This is a genomic window from Oligoflexus sp. (assembly GCF_035638955.1).
Classification (GTDB): Bacteria; Bdellovibrionota_B; Oligoflexia; order Oligoflexales; family Oligoflexaceae; genus Oligoflexus.
This window is the reverse complement of record NZ_DASQYZ010000019.1, coordinates 55480-72596: the sequence shown is the minus strand read 5'-3', so window position 1 is coordinate 72596 and position 17117 is coordinate 55480. Positions and strand designations below refer to the sequence as shown.

Here is a 17117-nt window from a genome sequence, read left to right as displayed (position 1 = left end):
TGCTCCTCTTCACATGACTCCTTTAACAAGAAATATACCAGCGCCTGCCCATGCAGGTTTTTTCTATAATATTAATGGGTTAGGAAAAAATAGGGAAGAGTGTGCGGGGAAACTCACAACGCGAAGTGGGATTTCCCACTTCGAAGAGGGAGGACCGGGTGGGCCTCCCTGGCGATTCCTTACTTGATTTCAATATAACGATTCAAAGAGTTGCCATGCAGCGTCCGAACGTGCAGCAGACCTTCGCCTTGGAAAGGTTCGGCTAAACCGCTGGTGTATTCAAACGAACGATCGTCCGGTTGGGTGGCACACACGGCCTCGTCAGTCACGACTTCCGCAATGGGCTGGACCACCAGGACATCGGTTGGATTTTTCAGCACCCTGACCTCTTTGAGCACCATGCAGCCCAAAAAGAAGTAGGGGAAGTGGCCCTGGATTTTAAGCGCTTGCTTGCCACTTTCAAAATTGACGTCGATCGAGGCATTTTCCACAGTCGCGTAAAGGTAATCATCAGGCGACTCGGTTTTGCGACGTGACACCTCCAGACTGTTGCGCACCTGTTGGTTTTTCGAATAGACAACCTGATAGTTCCCCTCAGGAATCATCCCGAGTTTCACCGTCTGCAGGAAAGGGGTGACGCTTTGGATGCAAAAGGCGCCAGGATATTTGTAACTGGTTGCCGAAACCGTTACGGTGCGAGCCTGCGGATCGACTTTGGCTTCCGTGTTGCCGACCTGATAACAGGTGTTCGGAAATTTCCCATGGAGGACAACTTCGACGTTATCGTTATCGTCGAAGCCCTGGGGGATGAAAATTTTCTCAATTTCGGCTGGGACCTCAATGGGATTTTGCTCTTGTGCGTTGGCAGTCGCAAGACTCAAGCCGAGGCCGAGGAATAGTATGCTCGATTTCATGATCTTCTCCAAAATGTCTTAGCAGGTTCAGCTCAATTTGCTTTCTCTTGAGCAAGGATCGTACCGAACTTCGAAATGGCTTATTCGCGCCCATCGACCCAACCCTAAGTTTCATCTTGATCGGAGTTGCGTCAATTCACGAAGTCCAGGACGCAACTATCAGGGAAGGGGCGAGCCGGCTCCCATCATGACCAAACTATGACAACACTCCGCTTGCAGAAGCCCTACAATGGATTGGAATGCGGCATAATCCGCAAATTCAGCACAGTTGGAGCTTGCACCGTGTCATCCTTAAAATCAGCGCGATTGATCTCACCAACTGAGGAAAGCTGGAATACAATCAGCCATGCCCTCGGTCTTTTAATGAGCCTTGTGGGATTTATCCTACTCTTTACCTGGCATCCACAGCCCATGACGATGAGCAAGGCCCTTATACTGTCAGTGTTTGGTTTATCACTCGTGGCACTTTATCTGGCCTCGACGCTTTATCACGCTGCGACATCGCCCGAACGCAAGCGCTGGTTCAAATACTGCGATCATGCTGCGATCTTTCTCTTGATAGCCGGCACTTACACACCGTACTGTTTGATTGGACGTGATGGTCAAGGCGTGGTTCTGGCCGTGACGGTCTGGATCATGGCGGTGGTAGGCATTGTGGCGAAATTTTTTCTGGTGGGTCGCTTCCGTTTCGTCTCAACTCTTATGTATTTACTGATGGGCTGGGTCGTGGTTTTTCATTTCGACTTTTTGAGGACCCTCCCTGAGGGTGAGCTCACCTGGCTGGTCGCTGGCGGTTTAAGCTACAGTGTGGGCACCATATTTTACCTATGGCGTAGCCTACCCTTCAGTCATGCAATCTGGCACCTGTTTGTTCTGGGTGGTTCCGCCTGCCATTATATTGGTGTTCTGCTATACCTCGCAGCTTAGACCTTAAGAGGCTCTTTCTGATTCGGCTGGCGCTTTTTCAGCTCCTCCTCCACTTTTTTCAAATGGTCCTCGGGAATACTACTAACTTCCCGTCGTGCCGCCTCGACCATGAGGCGGGCATCTTCCAGATCTTTCTTTTTATTGAATTCCAGACAGATAATGCACATAAGATTTCCTGATTCATGTATTGAAGGGGGACTCCCCTAGCATATCACCACGAGTCGCGAGGATTTTCCATGCCTGATTTTGAGTTCCTGAAGATCACGCACCAGAATAAAGTAGCCGAAGTCAGCCTGAATCGTCCGGACAAGGCGAACGCGCTCCATGAAAAAATGTGGTTTGAAGTGGAAGCAGCCTTTCGATGGGCGGATGAAACACCCGACGTGCGTGCCGTGATTCTACGCAGTGAAGGCAGCCGCTTTTGCAGCGGCATCGACTTTGAATTTGTGCACAGCATCGGGCAACGCATGGGAAGCCTACCGGATGGTCGGCGTCAGGAACAATTGCTGGCGACCATTCGTGCTCTGCAGAAAAGCTTTACGATGCTTGAAACCTGTCGCAAGCCTGTCATTGCAGCGATACAAGGTGTTTGCTATGGAGGTGGTATTGATCTGGTGACCGCCTGTGATATTCGCCATGCCTCGGCGGATGCTACGTTTTCCGTGAAGGAAGTTGACCTTGGCATTGTGGCTGATATTGGCACTTTGCAACGCTTGCCGAAGATTGTGGGTGAAGGTCGAGCTCGCGAATGGGCTCTGACCGGCAAGGTCTTTCAGGCCGACGAAGCCCAACGGGCCGGCCTGATCAATGAAGTCACAGCGGATGCCGCCAGCCTTTTGGAATTGGCTCGTGGGCAGGCCGCGCAGATTGCCGAAAAATCGCCTTTGGCAGTCCGCGGTACCAAGCAGGTTTTGAATTATAGTCGTGATCATACTGTGGCTGAAGGCCTTGAACATGTCGCCACCTGGAATGCCGGGATGCTCCTTTCCCATGATCTCAGGCTGGCTGTGGAAGCGGCGATGGGTCGTAAAAAAGCGAATTTTCCTGACTGATACACGTGAAAAAAGCCGGCTGCAGATTGCAGCCGGCTCCTGAGGTTTTCAAAAACACTCGACTACTTGAATGAAGCCTTAGGTACATAGATATAGGATGACGCTCCGGGCGTCTTCCAGTAGAGCTCAAGAGCAATCTGATAACGCGGACCCTGGAAATAATCGATCGACAGGGTATGTTCGCCAGCAGTCAAAGTCACGGTTGCTTCCTTGGCTGTCGGAGCGTGCTGGCCATCATTATCGATCACCAGACGGCCATCGATATAAAGTTTAGCTCCATCGTCGGAATTCAGTTTAAAGCTATAGGTGCCTTCGGTGGCAGCGACCAATGTGGTCGTCGTCCGCAGGGCAAACCATTCGAACAGTCCTGATACACCTGGAAAGCCAGTCGACCAATCGCGCGCCGCGACATTGTACTGATCCATGCAGACGGTCGTCAGCTTGGAACCAATGGCGCTGAAATCAGGCAATCTCGTGGTATTCACAGGCAGCTGATAAACATCCGCTGTGATCGGGAAGAATTCGGAGCCCTGCTGGCAACCCACGAAAATCTGTTCGGCAGCCACAATTTTAATCGTAACGCTGGCGGTGACCCCAGGATCATCAACCAACACCGCTGAGATTATGATGTCATAGCCGCCACCTGCTGCAGGCGCGGTATAGAGCCCTGTTTCATCGATGGTGCCTGCACTTTGCGCCCCACTGGATTTCACTGACCACAGGACATTCGCCGCTGCGGTTTGCCCCGTGACTTTCGCGGTGGCTTGCATAGGAGAACTGCCTGCACGCAGCGACGTCGAAGGCACAGTAATGGTGAGGGTCAACGGCGCAGGAGTCGGCGTTGTGGGTGTAGTCGTTCCACCCGAAGCTGGTAGTGTTGGACTTCCACCCGTTGCGGCGGTGTTACCGGTCGATCCACTGGTCTCGGGAGTTGTGGGACTGCCACCTGAACTTCCGCTTGACGTATTGCCCGTGTTTTCAGTCGAAGCTGTGTTATCAGCCGAGGCTGCTGTGTTCGCAGCCGGAACAGAAATGGTGGCATCCACACCTTCATAAATAATGCTGTCATCCATCGCAACGCTGTCGGTCTCTATAAGTTCTTCATTGCCGTCGATGGATCCGGGCATGGCAGCTGTCGCATCATCGCTTTCCGCATCGCGATTGCCGAAATTCCGACCCGCGGCGTCGCCGCTCTCTGTCGCACCAGACACGGATGCCGTGTCGCCTTGAAATCCCGCAGGCTTACCCGAGCAGGCCTGGAGGGCCATGATCAAAAGACTAAGAGATATCAAAGGCTTACGCATTAAGCGAACTCCTGAGTGATGGAAGCAAAGCAAGCTGTTTCCCTTTCCAATCTTTTCGGCGCGCGCAGTTTCGCAACCCGAGACTTTTTTAGAGAGCTTGAATTTTTTCTTGCAATCCATTGTTATTACTAAATAAAGATCCGTTTTCTCAAGTATTGGAAACAGGCGAATTTCGCAAAATGCTATATTGACATCTAAGTCCAATTGGACTAGGTTTTGCAAACCTTATTGGCACTGCCAATAAAGCAGTACCTATCGTGTGCATCCTATTGTGGCTGTAAATACTGTAACTGACCTGAAACAGGAGACTTCCATGCTCATGCGAATCCGTCCCATTGCTGCCCTAATTGTATCCACTCTCTTCATCCTGCAAGTGGCCTGTTCATCACAGGAAACCACCACCGAGGAAAGCATCCAGCCGGTTGGCGACGAAGCTCCTGCCGAAGCCCCTGCCAATGCCGAAAAAACCGAGGCTGACCTTGAAAAAGAGAAGGCTCTGGCGGAAGCCAGCGGCTCTGATTTTACCGATCCGAATGAAGTTCAGTTGAATGGTGACGCTGCAAAGGCGACAGCTGTCGATCCTGTCGACAATACGGCGGCGCCTGAAGCCCCAGCCATGACCGATACGCCGGTGGCTCCTGAAGCTCCGGCTGCTGATATGAGTATGGATGCCGGTCTGGGTCAGACATCGAATACAGCCGTTCACTTTGCGAAAAGCAGTGCGCGCGTGACCCGTGAGTATCGAGAGCAGCTCAAGGATATTGCCTCGAAACTCAAAGCCGATCGTTCCCTTAAAGTGACTTTGACAGGACATTGCGATATTCGTGGCAGCGCCGCTTTCAACCGCCGTCTCGCCATCAAGCGTGCGAAGGCCGTGCGAACGGCTCTGGCGAAAATGGGTGTGAAATCGAGTCAGATGAGCTTGGGTTCACCGCAGTTGGCCCAATCAGGTGAAACCGAAGAAGAGCATGCCCAGAATCGTCGTGTGGAAATTCAGGGTCTTTAACAGACTGGTCATCGATAACGAAAAAAAAACCTGCCGGATGCGGCAGGCTTTTTTATTTATTTCTTGTAGATAATCCGGAACACCACCCGTCGGTTCAACTGCCGGCCTTGGTAGTTGCCGTTATCAGCCACCGGCCTCGTTTCCCCGTACGATCGCGCTTCGATCACATGCGGCTCAATTTTCTCGCTGCGCAGGATATACTCACGAATCACCTTGGCCCTTTGCAGACCCAGGTCGTGGTTATATTTTTCCTGACCCACCGAATCGGTATGCCCTTCGATGATCACCTTTTCCACCGTATTCTTTTTCAGGTGCTGACCAAGGTTGGTCAGGATTTCCCGGGTTCCCGGCAGCACGCGGCTGGCGGAATCGAAGACGAAGTTGATACCCCGCAAGACAAACACTTCATCACCTTCACCGGCGGGTTCCGCTGGGCCTGGCTCTGGGGTTTCCACAAACTTGGGTATCATCGGTGTGGGTGGACCGGGCTTTTTCGGTTTGGGCGCCGCAGCGATCAGCGGAGCCGGCTTCTCGTTTTCACCGCCAAACACATAGTTAATACCGGTGTAAACACGCCAGTCCGCGGACGCTGTGCCGTTGCCGGCTTCCGTCCCAGCACCAGCATGGAAGGCCAGCGCATCGGTCAGGTCATGCTTAATACCCAGGAGCATTTCGGCTGCGGAGGCCGTACGGTTTTTCACGGTTTCCGTTTTCTTGGTCGGCATGCCGGCATAGAATTCAAAAATCAATTTGGTATCGAGAGACGTGAAGAGATAGCTCGCGGCCAACGAGCCGATATACTGATCTTCCAGGGGTTCGATGGGAAACCCCTCGACCCGCTCCCCAGGCGAACGCTTTCGATAGCCAACGTTGGCACCGACCGCGATCTTGTTAAAGGTGGTATCGAAGGCAAATTCAAAGTTCAAAGTGGGTTTGCCACCGGCCCCGACATAGGGATTGTTTTCGGTAACGTTGACGTTGGTGCCGAAGATAAAGGCGATTCCGCCTTCACGATCGCCCCAAAGGCGCCATTTGCTGTTGGCCCGGATCTCCGTCACGCCGTTCTTATCGAACTGCCCGCGGTCCCCGTCGAAGTTCACATCCTGATAGATGACCGATGGAATACTGATCCCGATATCCCAAAAGCTGGTCAAACCCATCCCGAAGTTCACATCCGCCGCGACGATGGAATCGTTGATGTCGGTATCACGGCCGTCCTCAGCTTCATAACGCGGCAGAGTGTTCACCGCGTAGTTGGAGAAGAGGCCTAGATTGAAGATACCCTTGCCAAGCGTTTCGGAAGATTGAACCGTCACGAAATCAAGGCCGTTGGTCGTGGCGTTGAAATTTTGCAGGTCACTTCCTGTGATGTTGGCAAAACCCAAGGACGCCGGCGCGCTCAGGCAAAAACCTAAAATAAGGCGGAAAGCCTTCACCTCTCACCTCCTTGTGACTGAGGCTACACTCTGAAAATAAACAGAGGTGGTCATGGACCACCTCTGATTATACAAAATTTGAGTGATTTGCGTGAAATCCCTTACTTTTTTCCGGACTGGCTGGGATCATTCTGGTCAGGATCGTTCTGATCCGGGTCGTCCGGGTAGTTCGGACACTTGCCGTTTGGATCCTTGCTCTGGTTCGGACACTGGGAAGGCGGGGTCGTAGGATCCTTGCCACCTGGTGTGGTTGGGTCCTTGCCACCGGGAGTGGTCGGCGTTTTTGGTCTACATTCTGTTTTTATTTCTGTCACTTCAGTGGGTTGCAGGATGCCGTCAAGGTTTTTATCCTTGCCCTTTTCCCGAATGACCACAGTTCCGTTGCATCCATAGGATTCACTATCCTCGGGCGGCAACTCTTTGGTATTTTCAAGAGTCGGATAATCAGGATTGGCCTTCACGCTATCGTCGCCTTTGGCTCCCAGGTCATCACCGCTGGAGAGCAGCCCCTGCTTTTGGATATCCTGGAAGGACGCTCGACACCCTACGATTCCTAAAACCAGACTGGTACAAAGCAATGCATGAGTCATCCGAAGCATGTTCCACCTCTAAAAAGGAACCACCTAGGGGTATACGATCGGTAGTTTAGGGCAGGACCTTAAGAAAATTTTTATTCGTTAATTATTTCAAATCGTTGGCAGGGGTAAAACCTCGCTTGCTCCCAGGGCTGGGGCAGGGTAGAAAGGGGGTTTTGTCGGTTGCGACTCCCAGGGGGGATGGCCATGGCTTTCACTCGCAAACAAAAATTTATCTGCTGGCTGGCCTATGGTCTCGTGGGACTGTTCCAGCTCAGTTATCGTTATCGCCGCTTGAATCCTGAGCTGCGCGAGCAGACCACCTTGCTCACCGAACGGCACATCGTCGCCTATGCCTGCTGGCACCAGAATGCACTGCCCACGGTCATGGCTCATACCTGGCGCCGTCTGGCGATTCTGGTGAGTCGTTCGTTTGATGGTGAGGTGATCGCCTTTGTTGCGAAAAAATTCGGGATTCATTCCGCTCGTGGTTCGTCATCGCGCGGGGGTCTGGAAGCATTGCGGCAACTCATTAAGCTGACCAAGGAAGGTTATGAAGTCGGCATCACGGTGGATGGACCACGCGGGCCCAGGCATGAAGTCAAAGGTGGCGTCATTGCCCTGGCTTCACGAACAGGAGTTCCCATTCTGCCGACCGCGAGTCGGGGCCGTCGGACCTGGATCCTGCACAAGAGTTGGGATCAATTCCGATTTCCCAAACCTTTTACTGAAATTCTCGTGCTCTATGGAACACCCATGCAGATTCCTCATCGTTTGACGGATAATGAAGTGCAGGAATATCAAAAGAAGCTCGGTGATGCGCTGATGGATTTGGAGCACCGACTCGACACCATGCTGGCCCATGGCCGCCCCCGAACCGCCACTGCAGGGGTGTGATGATCGAACGCTTTTCCTGTCTATTTTGAACGGCTCCAAAATTAAAAATTTTACTTTAGGTGTAAGAACACCGATCCCATGTCTGACTTCATAGGGAGAAGGACTGCGGATGAACCTCCATCATTGCCAAGAAAGTGAATTCATTCGATGAGCGTCATTCACATTGATTTTCGGGACAAGGAACACTACCTGCTGGTTCGTCTGGTTGAAGAGCAGCTTGATTCCTTTGGTTTTGACATAGCCGCCAACCCGATTCCCGAAGACGCCATCGCCTGTGCCTTGGATGAAGTGAAAAAATTTGCCACGAGCGATCTCCGCAAAGCAGCCTTGGTCAAACTCGAGGCGCATTTTCGGAAGCGCCGTCAGGCCGAAATGCCCATTCCCATCGCCGCCTCTCAAACCAAGCCCAAGCCCTGATCCTAAGGTGGCTTTACGCCTTCTGCATTAAGGCCAGCCTTAACGCCTTCTGCGTTAACGCCAGCCCTTGACGCAGAAAGCGTTAGCAAGCAAGATATCCTGCGAGTCATCCCTTGCAGGAGGTTTCTTATGCCGCTTTCGATTCCTGGTATCGCCCGCTGCACCGCCCTTGTGATTGGTCTGGTCTCTCCCCTTTCACTGCAAGCCAAAGATGACAGGACGATCCTGGTCACAGGCGAAGGTGAATCCGGCGTTGCGCCCGATCAGGTGGAATTTAATGTCGGTATCGACGTCACCGAGGCCAAGGTGGAAACCGCGAAAGCGAAGAGCAATGAGGCGATGCGCCGCATTCTGGCGGTCACCAAAGAGTTTAAGATCGACGCCAAGGATGTGCAGTCCGACTACATGCGGGTCCAGCCCATTCAGGATGCCCCTTACAATCCCAACGGCAAACCAGCCCGGCCGGTGATCTCGTACAACGCACGCCGCGATATTCGGATCCTGCTGCGGGATATCAACAAGTATGAAGGCCTGATGGCCGCGATTTTCAATAGCGGCGCCAACAATCTCCATAACCTTCAATTCAAAAGTTCGACCCAAACCAAATTGGAAGGCGAGGCTCGGCTGCTCGCGCTCAAGGACGCCAAAGCGAAAGCTGAAGCCATGGCCCAGCAGATGGGTTTGAAACTGGGTCGACCTCGCAGTATTGCCGAAGGCTTGCGTGATCCCGGTCCTTCCCCGAAGATGGCGATGATGATGGAAAGCGCCAGCCGCAGTTCGAGCGAGCCCACGCTGGCTCCTGGTGAAGTTCGCGTCAAACAGCAGGTCACTGTTATTTTTGATGCTGAATAAGCGAGGTATTTGGACCCGCCGATGCGCGGGTCCATCAGGAATTATTTTTTCAAGGCTTTGGTCGAACCGTAATAACCGGAGTTCAAAATCAAAGCGCTGAAATCACTTCCCACCCGATAGACGGATGAATCCAACCAATTTTGCCACTTCAGATGCCCGGTCTTGAGGTCCAAGGCCAGCACGCCCATGGGGGGATATTTGCTCCCGACAAAACCATAGGCCACATACACCGTCGAGCGATCCTGCTCCAGCACGCTCATGATGTTTTCCCAGGGGGCTTCGGAATTCAGGGTAAAACTCCAACGTGTGGCGCCGGTCCAGGGCTCAATGGAACGAATGGTTTTGCCGCTGATGAGCCATGTGCCTGATTGATTATCTTCGGTGAGATAGGCACTGGTGCTGGTTTCTTCCTTTTCCCACAACACTTTACCGGTCCAGCTATTCAAAGCGATCTGACGACTGCTATTGGCGTTGTAATCATTCACACGCACAATCACCACACCCGCTTTCAGGATTTGCGAGTAAGGATACTGTTCAGCAAACGCACTGTAATCATAAACCCAAAGGCTGCGGCCGGTTTTTTTGTCAAGCGAACTGATGCGCGTTTTTTCATGAACATACAGACCATTTTGCTCGAACGTCATCCAAATGGAATCACCGTGGCGACCGGCAAAGGTCCAGAGGTCCCGCCCCGTGTCGGCAGATAAGGCCTTGAGCTGCGTGCCATCGACCAAAAAGAGAGCGCCATCGTCCGTCAGGGTAAAATAGCCACTCCCGGCTTGAGCCTGCCAAACCTCACGCCCGCTGGCTTTATTCAAAGATTGAATCGAGGATTTTGCATCCTGATAGGCGTTGATAAACACATGACCTGCATCAACTCCCATGATGCCGGCATAGGCTGGAGCGGTCCAGGACCAGACGGACCTGCCCGTGCTTTTCTGCAGACTGACGATCGTGGTCTGATCCGCGCCATAGCTCAGGTAAATTTGATCGCTGTTCTTAAAGCAATTTAAATAACCATAGGCGTCCTTCAAAGCTCCATTTAAATCGGTGCTCCAGACTTCCTTGCCCGTCTTGATCGAAAGAGCCGCCACCCGACCCGACAAGGTGACAAAAACCGTGTCCTGGGTGGAACAGTTGCTGTAGAAGGAAATATATGTATCCGCCTGATAGGTCCAAACAGGAAGCCCTTGCACGCCGTCGACGAGCGATAGGGAATTCTGAGGATAGTAATGGGATAGAAAGAGCCGGCCTTGAGTGTCAGTCAGCATATTGCCAGGCAGGGTCCACGCCACGTCGCCTGCTTGAGGCGTACCGTCTTTGCGAACGGAAAAATATCCATCACGGGTGTTCAGAATAAAGCGATAGCGTCCCAGGGTCGGAAAGCGCAGTTTGAAATTCACGCTTTCGTTCGGATCGGTTTGCAAGCGAAGGCGCGAACTCTCGGGAACCCTGAGGAACGAAAGCTGCCCACCATAATAATTTTGCCAGGCGCCCCAAGCGTTCCGCTCAGGCGTTTCCGTGATCACGCAGTCATCGCCGGCATCGGTCATCCAGGATTCTTTAACGTCAAAACTCAGTTCTCGCAAAAAATCAGTCGAGCCGGGTTTTAAGCGGGACATCTCATTCACATCCCACGTTGTGGAGTTGCACCGCAAATACAGATGGGTGCCATCCCCAAGGGGAGACCGATGCGTTGCTGTTTGAGCCGGAGCTGAAGGCAGGCTGAAGAGGAGTCCAGCCAGCCACCACAAGGATCTTGGTTTTTTTCGCATGATAGTTCTCCTGGCGGCAAAAGCCGCACATGATGAATGGAAGCGTCCTGAAATTTATAGAAAGAGCGGAACCTGTGGATGCAGGGATAGGCTGGTTATCGCCTTTGTTAACTGTCGTTATCAAGTGAAATTCACAAAGCTTCGGCATGGAATGAGACCGATGAACGGACATCAAGGTCGTTATGAACTCAGGGCAGCTCAGAAGGGGGAAGCAGGCTGGGTTTGAGGCGGGTGTCAGGACTCAGAAAAATGTGTAAAGGGGGCAGGTGCCCCCCCACAAATCAGTAGCGAATATGAGAAAGGACGGTTCCAGAGAGATAGGCACCTTTGGATTCCGTACTGTTCGGGCCAACGGAAATTTGTTCCACCTGCACCTCGGTTTCAGGCACCGGTAAAAAGCTGGGGCAGGTTTCATAGCTGTACTTTGTATTGTCGGTAATCGTAACTTTGATCATGGGCTCCTGGCCCTGTTCAGCCTGGTAACTCACCGCACCGCATTCATCCTCGGTAGCTTTGGCATTTTCCAAAAAGAACTCGACGGGAGCGGGCATCACTTCAGGACACATGTCTCCTGCAGGACAGGGGGACATCACAGGCTGCAGAACAAGACTCACCGTGCGGGCATCTTTGTTCAATTGCACGTAGCCATCAACGTAAAGCGATCCGCTTTCACCGTGAAGCACGGCTTCGACGACTTGATTCGGCATCGGAACAATGGTGGCAAGAGCATGAGGCGCGAAAGCAGCCAAGGTCAGGATCAGAGTTATTTTTATTGCGTGCATGGATAATTCTCCAGTGAGTCTCGAGTTGATAGCGCTGGTTATAACGCACAAATCATCAACATCAGAAGGCCTGGCCGTCCAGTTAACAACGTTATTGATTTTATATTTTGTAAAAGAGTGGGAAAAAGTGCTTTGTAATCAATTTCACCCAGAGGGCCTTCCTTAATTCCCGGCAGATCCTGCCGAACCGGAAAGTAACGACCCGTTTATTGCTTGTTCGAGAGGGGGAGCACATGAAAAACTTGTTTTATGTTTTTGCCATGACCATGAGTGTCAGCTGCGGCTCTGGTCACCAGTTTAGAGAACCATCCGTTCCAGTGGAAACTGCTCCGATGGCTCGTCCATCGGGTGATGATGCGACCGTTGATACGGGATCGCCTGTCAGCGATGAGAACGGCACTGTCAGTAATTTACCCACACCGTCGCCCGTGGTGCCTGTGGTCAAGGATCCCGAGCCCGTCGCGTGCAGCACGCTCTATTCGATTCCCGGGATTGCCAATCCGTTCCTCGCCGGCATGCCCAGCGGCACGGAAATCGCCTATCCCGCTTCGGTGGATCGCGCGCCTGCGAACTCGCCCATCCTGGTGACACCGACCGATCGCCAGTGCTTCGAAGCCGGACGCTATCTCTACTTCCGCGTGGAAGGCAAGATCGCTCACGGAACCATGACCGATCAGGAATCAGATGCCGATGGCATTCCCACCGCACCAGGAACCCATACTCTGGCGGGTATGAATAACCTTTCCAACATCAAGGCACCGATCAACAGCTTGATTGGCATTTTTTTGGATGATCGCACACCGGAACAAAGACCAGCATCACCCGCTACCCTTGATTTCAATGAAGGCGTGGGACGCAACTTCAAAACGCTCGCCCCGGAACTGGGCCAGATCTTTTTCATCGGTGATGGCAAGGATGCGAGCGGCAAGCTCCAGGGTTTCACGGTACCAACCGGCACCACAAGGCTGTATCTGGCGATCATGGATGCGTATGAGTGGAACAATAACCTGGGCAAACTTTCCGGCGGGATCCTCTGGGTTAAACCCTGAGTCCGAGGTCAGTTGACAGGAGCACGCAGCCCGAGACTGAAGCCCCAGTCCGGGCTGTTGTACAGCCAGAAGATATTTTCAATCACAGCCACTTCCAGCGTGACAGTCTCCCACCGATAGCGATAGCCCAGCTGCCATTCATAAGAATTTCGACTCAACTGACCCAGGTCGCGAAAAACCGGCTGATTATTCATAAACTGAAAAATGAATTCCTGCTCATCCGGCAAAGGATACGTCATGCCCAGGGCAAAGCCGCGATTGTCGGGACGCGTGCCGACCCGAACATCCTTCCGCTGATCAAAGAATAGCTGCCGCACATTGGCAAAATAGGTCAGGGCATTTCCAGGATAGATCGCACTCAGAATCACACCCCGATCGATGGATCCCGACGCGTATGGGGAAAAACCCGCCATTTCATAGGCCGCGAGGAGTGTGGCCGTGAGGCCCCAGCCGTGCCTGGCGGCTTCTAGAAACGCGTAACTGACATCAAAAACCGCCTGTTCGCTGAAGGTTCGATCCAGGTTATCGCGACTATACTGCAGGTTGTAATCAGGAATAACAAAACGCGTGTGATGTTTTCCCGTCTGCAAACGACCGTCTTGCCCCATGCGAAACAGATCATGAAAGGTGATCGCCGTCTGATCGGTATCCGCTTGCACAAAACGTCGACTCGAAAAACCAAGACCGACCTGAAATCCGGCACCGAGCCCCGCGGCCATGCGTGCCTGATCGTCGACAATTTCACCGTCCACCACATAGCGTTTATCACGAGCCCAAAGATTCGCATAGGTTCGTGACGCTGCGAAATGAAGGCGGCCGCTGGTCAGAAGTTCAGGATTTTGCAGAGGGGGATTCAAGCGAAAGAGCTGACCCACGGCTTCGGAGCGAGTGAGCAGAGGACCCTCGCCGGCCTGAAGGGGGCCGGTGAGGAGCGGCAAGGATAGAATCAGCAGAAATAAAAAATCATGACGCATTGGCGAATATTTTTTTCACCAAGTGGGGCAGGCGTCGGCCCATGCCGATCACTTCCTTGAGGTTGGGCCGTGCGGCCTTGAGCAGAACAGGCCCTGCCGCGCGGGCAAAGGAAAGTTCGGGATCGATGCCGCGAGCCAATCCTTCGATGGTCAAAAGGCTTTTGGCCATCATCAAAAGGCCATCCGGCACAGGAATGCCCAGATTTTCTGAACCGCGCAACGCCGCTTCCAGGAGTTCTTCCATGGAGGCCTGGGTGCCCGCGGTTTTATGTTCCTGAATCAGGTTTGCGACTTTTCGCAGTTCGGCTTCGACTTCAGTGCGCGGCAGATTCACATCATGCTCTTCACCAATGCTGACCAGCACATCGACCAGTCTTTGCATGTCGGACATCAGCAAGGCTTTTAAAATGCCGGAGATGTGGCGGCGGTCGATATCCCGCAGCTCGCCCGTAAGGCCCCAATCAAAGAGTCCCACGCATCCATCATCCAGGAGCATGAGGTTACCGGCATGAGGGTCGGCATGAAAGAGACCGATTTCAAAGACCTGCACCAGCAGTTCCTGCAAAAGACGCTTGGCCAATTTTTTACGCTGATCTGCCGTCAGAGCCACGCGACCTTCCACGACGTCCACCAGGGACGAACCGCGGAATCGTTCCATGACGAGCACGGACGGGGTACAGAAGCGGTCGTAGGTTTTAGGCAGTCGCAGCACCTGCTGCTTTTTTGCATTCAGGCGCTCCTGCATGCGATCGAGATTCTTCTTTTCAAGATCAAGTTGCACCTCGCGGCGCAGACTGCGAATCAGATCCTGGAGTTCACGGATGCTTTTGGAACCCATGGAAGTCAGTTTCAAAGGCGAGGTCAGCGTGACGATTTGTTCCAGGGCCTGGAGAGTCTCTTCCAAACGACGGCGCGAGTCAGGCTTGATCACCTTGATCACCCATTCGCGGCCTTCTTCATCCACGGCCGCATGCACCTGGGCCATCGATGCCACACCCAAAGGATAGGGTTCCACGACAAATTCCTGCTGCCAATCCGGAATCTCAGTATCCAGAATGGCTTCGATGTCTTCAAACGGAATGGCCGGCCATGCCCCATAGAGACGGGTCAGCTGCATCTTCTGCGCGAGCTGCTGGCCTTCCTCATCAAGACGGCTCAAGGCAATCTGACCGAGTTTTCCGTAGACGGGACCCAGGGAATCGAGGCAGGATAAGGCCACATCACCGACCAGTTCGAGAATTCTTTTTTCTGACCAGAAGGGATCGATGCCGGGTTCCTTGAGAAAAGCTTTCGAGACCCGAAGGGGAAGGGCTATGCCGCCGGTATACAGCAACTTCTTGTAAATACATGATATTTCGCGTGCAAGCGCCAGATGTTCGGAAGCCATTCCACCCAGAAAGGACCGCGATACCTTGGAAGACCTGTCCCTATTTGTTTTCACAAAGACACCTCATATCGAATCGGCGCCCAGAGCAGACCAGACTCGGGCTGGCTCGCAAAGTTGCTGTTTTCTCAGCATCGATTTCAAGAATATAATAACACATATGCCCCGGCACAGGTCACGGGATCAAAATTTCCCAGACGCCACGCCCCACCAAGAAAGGGAATTCACCCGATGGCTCTTCGCACCAAACAGGAAATCACCGAAAACTGGCTCCCACGCTACACTGGAACTGCCCTGAATGAGTTTGGCAAGTATATCCTGCTGACCAACTTTTCAGATTATGTGCGCCGGTTTTCAGCCAAATTCAATCAGCCGATCAAGGGTCTGGATCGGCCGATGCAGACCTGCTCGGATGGCAAAAATTTGACGATGATCAACTTCGGTATTGGCTCGGCCAACGCTGCCACGGTTATGGATCTCCTGAGTGCCATCAAACCTAAAGGTGTGCTTTTCCTTGGCAAGTGTGGTGGCCTCAAGGACACGACTGAAATCGGGCATTTTATTCTCCCCATTGCAGCGATTCGTGGCGACGGAACCTCGGACGATTACCTGCCCAAAGAAATTCCTGCCATGCCTTCCTTTAAATTACATAAATTTGTTTCGGAAAAAATCGCAGAAGCGGGTATGGATTATCGAACGGGTGTGATCTACACCACCAACCGCCGGGTCTGGGAACACGATGACGAATTCAAACAGCGTCTGCGTAATCTACGGGCCATCGGGATCGATATGGAAACGGCCACGATTTTCGCCTGTGGTATTGCCAACGAGATATCGCGCGGGGCCCTGCTTTTAGTGTCTGATGTACCAATGACACCGGAAGGCGTGAAGACCGAGGAAAGCGACCGTAAGGTCAGTGGACAATTTGTTGACCTTCATATCGAGATTGGCATAAAAGCAATGACCGATATCGAAGGAAAAGGCGAGAAGATCAAACACTTCCGCTACTGAGTTCGGCAGGAGGATGAGACAAAGATGGCAGGCCATAGCAAGTGGAAAAACATCCAGCATCGTAAAGGCGCTCAGGACGCCAAACGTGGAAAAATCTTCACCAAGCTGGCCAAAGAAATCACGGTCGCCGCACGCCTGGGTGGTGGTGACCTCGAAAGCAACGCTCGCTTGCGAACGGCCGTCTTAAAAGCCCGCGCCAACAGTATGCCCCGTGATAATATCGAACGCGCCATGAAAAAAGGCACAGGGGACCTTGAGGCCGAACAGTATGTGGAACGGGTCTACGAAGGATATGGTCCAGGTGGCGCAGCCGTGCTGGTGGAATGCCTGACCGATAACATCAATCGCACCGTGGCCGACGTTCGCCATGCCTTTACCAAGTTCGGCGGCAACCTCGGCACGGAAGGCTCCGTAGGTTTCATGTTCCACAAAAAAGGCACCGTTGTTTATCAGCGCAGCAAGGTCAAGGATTTCGAGACGTTGTTTGAAATAGCCTTGGAAGCCGGCGCGGATGATGTGAAGGACGAGGATGATGTCGTGGAAATTATCTGCGCTCCCGAAGCCTTCAACGAATTGAAAGAGACCCTCGACAAGACAGGATTGGAAGCCGATGTGGCGGAAATCATGCGTGTGCCGGAGAACTATTCGGCGCTTGACCGTGATAAAGCCGTGACCATGCAGAAATTAATCGATTGGCTCGAAGACAACGACGACGTGCAGAACGTCTATCACAACGCCGCGATGCCCGAATAAGGTTCTATC

Annotated in this window: 18 protein-coding genes; 9 read left to right on the top strand and 9 right to left on the bottom strand. The window is 52.8% G+C overall.

Translation table 11 applies throughout. The annotated features are described in order from the left end of the window. Window positions 1-179 precede the first annotated feature (179 nt). Window positions 180-914 carry a hypothetical protein gene (locus VE954_RS02500; RefSeq protein WP_324949318.1) on the bottom strand — a complete coding sequence of 245 codons (735 nt, stop codon included), beginning with the start codon at window positions 912-914 and terminating at the stop codon, window positions 180-182. Between the two features lie 282 nt (window positions 915-1196). Here VE954_RS02500 and trhA point away from each other — a divergent pair, with 282 nt between their 5' ends. Then, window positions 1197-1841 carry a PAQR family membrane homeostasis protein TrhA gene (gene trhA, locus VE954_RS02495; protein ID WP_324949316.1) on the top strand — a complete coding sequence of 215 codons (645 nt, stop codon included), beginning with the start codon at window positions 1197-1199 and terminating at the stop codon, window positions 1839-1841. Here the strand turns inward: trhA and VE954_RS02490 are convergent. Further along, window positions 1838-2008: a hypothetical protein gene (locus VE954_RS02490; protein ID WP_324949314.1), complete on the bottom strand. Its 171-nt coding sequence runs from the start codon at window positions 2006-2008 to the stop codon at window positions 1838-1840. The genes trhA and VE954_RS02490 overlap by 4 nt on opposite strands. Window positions 2009-2077: 69 nt before the next feature. Between VE954_RS02490 and VE954_RS02485 the strand changes: the two genes are divergently transcribed. Continuing rightward, on the top strand, window positions 2078-2893 hold the full coding sequence (locus VE954_RS02485; protein ID WP_324949312.1) for a crotonase/enoyl-CoA hydratase family protein: 816 nt from the start codon (window positions 2078-2080) through the stop codon (window positions 2891-2893). A 62-nt stretch (window positions 2894-2955) separates the two neighbouring features. Here VE954_RS02485 and VE954_RS02480 read toward each other — a convergent pair whose 3' ends face one another. Next, window positions 2956-4197, bottom strand: a complete 1242-nt coding sequence (locus tag VE954_RS02480; RefSeq protein WP_324949310.1) for a PA14 domain-containing protein — start codon at window positions 4195-4197, stop codon at window positions 2956-2958. Between the two features lie 313 nt (window positions 4198-4510). Between VE954_RS02480 and VE954_RS02475 the strand changes: the two genes are divergently transcribed. Continuing rightward, window positions 4511-5203, top strand: coding sequence for an OmpA family protein (locus VE954_RS02475; RefSeq protein WP_324949308.1), 693 nt, complete (start codon window positions 4511-4513; stop codon window positions 5201-5203). 56 nt (window positions 5204-5259) lie between these two features. Here VE954_RS02475 and VE954_RS02470 read toward each other — a convergent pair whose 3' ends face one another. Both VE954_RS02470 and VE954_RS02465 read right to left on the bottom strand, forming a co-directional pair. Next, entirely contained in the window at window positions 5260-6639 is a 1380-nt protein-coding gene (locus VE954_RS02470) for an OmpA family protein (RefSeq protein ID WP_324949306.1), read from the bottom strand. Window positions 6640-6740: 101 nt separating this feature from the next. After that, window positions 6741-7238: a hypothetical protein gene (locus VE954_RS02465; RefSeq protein WP_324949305.1), complete on the bottom strand. Its 498-nt coding sequence runs from the start codon at window positions 7236-7238 to the stop codon at window positions 6741-6743. 183 nt (window positions 7239-7421) lie between these two features. Here VE954_RS02465 and VE954_RS02460 point away from each other — a divergent pair, with 183 nt between their 5' ends. The 3 genes from VE954_RS02460 (at window position 7422) to VE954_RS02450 (ending at window position 9380) form a co-directional block, all read left to right on the top strand. Continuing rightward, entirely contained in the window at window positions 7422-8111 is a 690-nt protein-coding gene (locus VE954_RS02460; RefSeq protein ID WP_324949303.1) for a lysophospholipid acyltransferase family protein, read from the top strand. Between the two features lie 147 nt (window positions 8112-8258). After that, complete coding sequence (locus VE954_RS02455) at window positions 8259-8528, top strand: hypothetical protein (protein WP_324949301.1); 270 nt, start codon at window positions 8259-8261, stop codon at window positions 8526-8528. 129 nt (window positions 8529-8657) lie between these two features. After that, window positions 8658-9380 (top strand): SIMPL domain-containing protein, encoded by a 723-nt coding sequence (locus VE954_RS02450; protein ID WP_324949299.1) that lies wholly within the window; start codon window positions 8658-8660, stop codon window positions 9378-9380. Between the two features lie 41 nt (window positions 9381-9421). Here VE954_RS02450 and VE954_RS02445 read toward each other — a convergent pair whose 3' ends face one another. Continuing rightward, window positions 9422-11155: a PQQ-binding-like beta-propeller repeat protein gene (locus VE954_RS02445; RefSeq protein WP_324949297.1), complete on the bottom strand. Its 1734-nt coding sequence runs from the start codon at window positions 11153-11155 to the stop codon at window positions 9422-9424. Window positions 11156-11436: 281 nt separating this feature from the next. Next, window positions 11437-11937 (bottom strand): hypothetical protein, encoded by a 501-nt coding sequence (locus tag VE954_RS02440; protein WP_324949295.1) that lies wholly within the window; start codon window positions 11935-11937, stop codon window positions 11437-11439. A 233-nt stretch (window positions 11938-12170) separates the two neighbouring features. Between VE954_RS02440 and VE954_RS02435 the strand changes: the two genes are divergently transcribed. After that, complete coding sequence (locus VE954_RS02435) at window positions 12171-12986, top strand: hypothetical protein (protein ID WP_324949293.1); 816 nt, start codon at window positions 12171-12173, stop codon at window positions 12984-12986. 8 nt (window positions 12987-12994) lie between these two features. Here the strand turns inward: VE954_RS02435 and VE954_RS02430 are convergent, their stop codons facing one another. Next, window positions 12995-13960, bottom strand: a complete 966-nt coding sequence (locus VE954_RS02430) for a DUF3187 family protein (RefSeq protein ID WP_324949292.1) — start codon at window positions 13958-13960, stop codon at window positions 12995-12997. Continuing rightward, on the bottom strand, window positions 13950-15401 hold the full coding sequence (locus tag VE954_RS02425) for an ABC1 kinase family protein (RefSeq protein WP_324949290.1): 1452 nt from the start codon (window positions 15399-15401) through the stop codon (window positions 13950-13952). The genes VE954_RS02430 and VE954_RS02425 overlap by 11 nt, the downstream gene beginning before the upstream one ends. Before the next feature lie 174 nt (window positions 15402-15575). Here VE954_RS02425 and VE954_RS02420 point away from each other — a divergent pair, with 174 nt between their 5' ends. Together VE954_RS02420 and VE954_RS02415 are read left to right on the top strand one after the other, a co-directional pair. Beyond that, window positions 15576-16355: an AMP nucleosidase gene (locus VE954_RS02420; protein WP_324949288.1), complete on the top strand. Its 780-nt coding sequence runs from the start codon at window positions 15576-15578 to the stop codon at window positions 16353-16355. Between the two features lie 24 nt (window positions 16356-16379). Continuing rightward, window positions 16380-17108, top strand: a complete 729-nt coding sequence (locus VE954_RS02415) for a YebC/PmpR family DNA-binding transcriptional regulator (RefSeq protein WP_324949286.1) — start codon at window positions 16380-16382, stop codon at window positions 17106-17108. Window positions 17109-17117 lie beyond the last annotated feature (9 nt).

Coding starts and splice junctions, on each gene's coding strand:
- VE954_RS02420 (WP_324949288.1), top strand. CDS start 15,576: ATGGCTCTTCGCACCAAACAGGAAATCACCGAAAACTGGCTCCCACGC.
- VE954_RS02415 (WP_324949286.1), top strand. CDS start 16,380: ATGGCAGGCCATAGCAAGTGGAAAAACATCCAGCATCGTAAAGGCGCT.
- VE954_RS02485 (WP_324949312.1), top strand. CDS start 2,078: ATGCCTGATTTTGAGTTCCTGAAGATCACGCACCAGAATAAAGTAGCC.
- VE954_RS02435 (WP_324949293.1), top strand. CDS start 12,171: ATGAAAAACTTGTTTTATGTTTTTGCCATGACCATGAGTGTCAGCTGC.
- VE954_RS02480 (WP_324949310.1), bottom strand. CDS start 4,197: ATGCGTAAGCCTTTGATATCTCTTAGTCTTTTGATCATGGCCCTCCAG.
- VE954_RS02450 (WP_324949299.1), top strand. CDS start 8,658: ATGCCGCTTTCGATTCCTGGTATCGCCCGCTGCACCGCCCTTGTGATT.
- VE954_RS02455 (WP_324949301.1), top strand. CDS start 8,259: ATGAGCGTCATTCACATTGATTTTCGGGACAAGGAACACTACCTGCTG.
- VE954_RS02475 (WP_324949308.1), top strand. CDS start 4,511: ATGCTCATGCGAATCCGTCCCATTGCTGCCCTAATTGTATCCACTCTC.
- VE954_RS02440 (WP_324949295.1), bottom strand. CDS start 11,937: ATGCACGCAATAAAAATAACTCTGATCCTGACCTTGGCTGCTTTCGCG.
- VE954_RS02500 (WP_324949318.1), bottom strand. CDS start 914: ATGAAATCGAGCATACTATTCCTCGGCCTCGGCTTGAGTCTTGCGACT.
- VE954_RS02445 (WP_324949297.1), bottom strand. CDS start 11,155: ATGCGAAAAAAACCAAGATCCTTGTGGTGGCTGGCTGGACTCCTCTTC.
- VE954_RS02490 (WP_324949314.1), bottom strand. CDS start 2,008: ATGTGCATTATCTGTCTGGAATTCAATAAAAAGAAAGATCTGGAAGAT.
- VE954_RS02460 (WP_324949303.1), top strand. CDS start 7,422: ATGGCTTTCACTCGCAAACAAAAATTTATCTGCTGGCTGGCCTATGGT.
- VE954_RS02430 (WP_324949292.1), bottom strand. CDS start 13,960: ATGCGTCATGATTTTTTATTTCTGCTGATTCTATCCTTGCCGCTCCTC.
- VE954_RS02465 (WP_324949305.1), bottom strand. CDS start 7,238: ATGCTTCGGATGACTCATGCATTGCTTTGTACCAGTCTGGTTTTAGGA.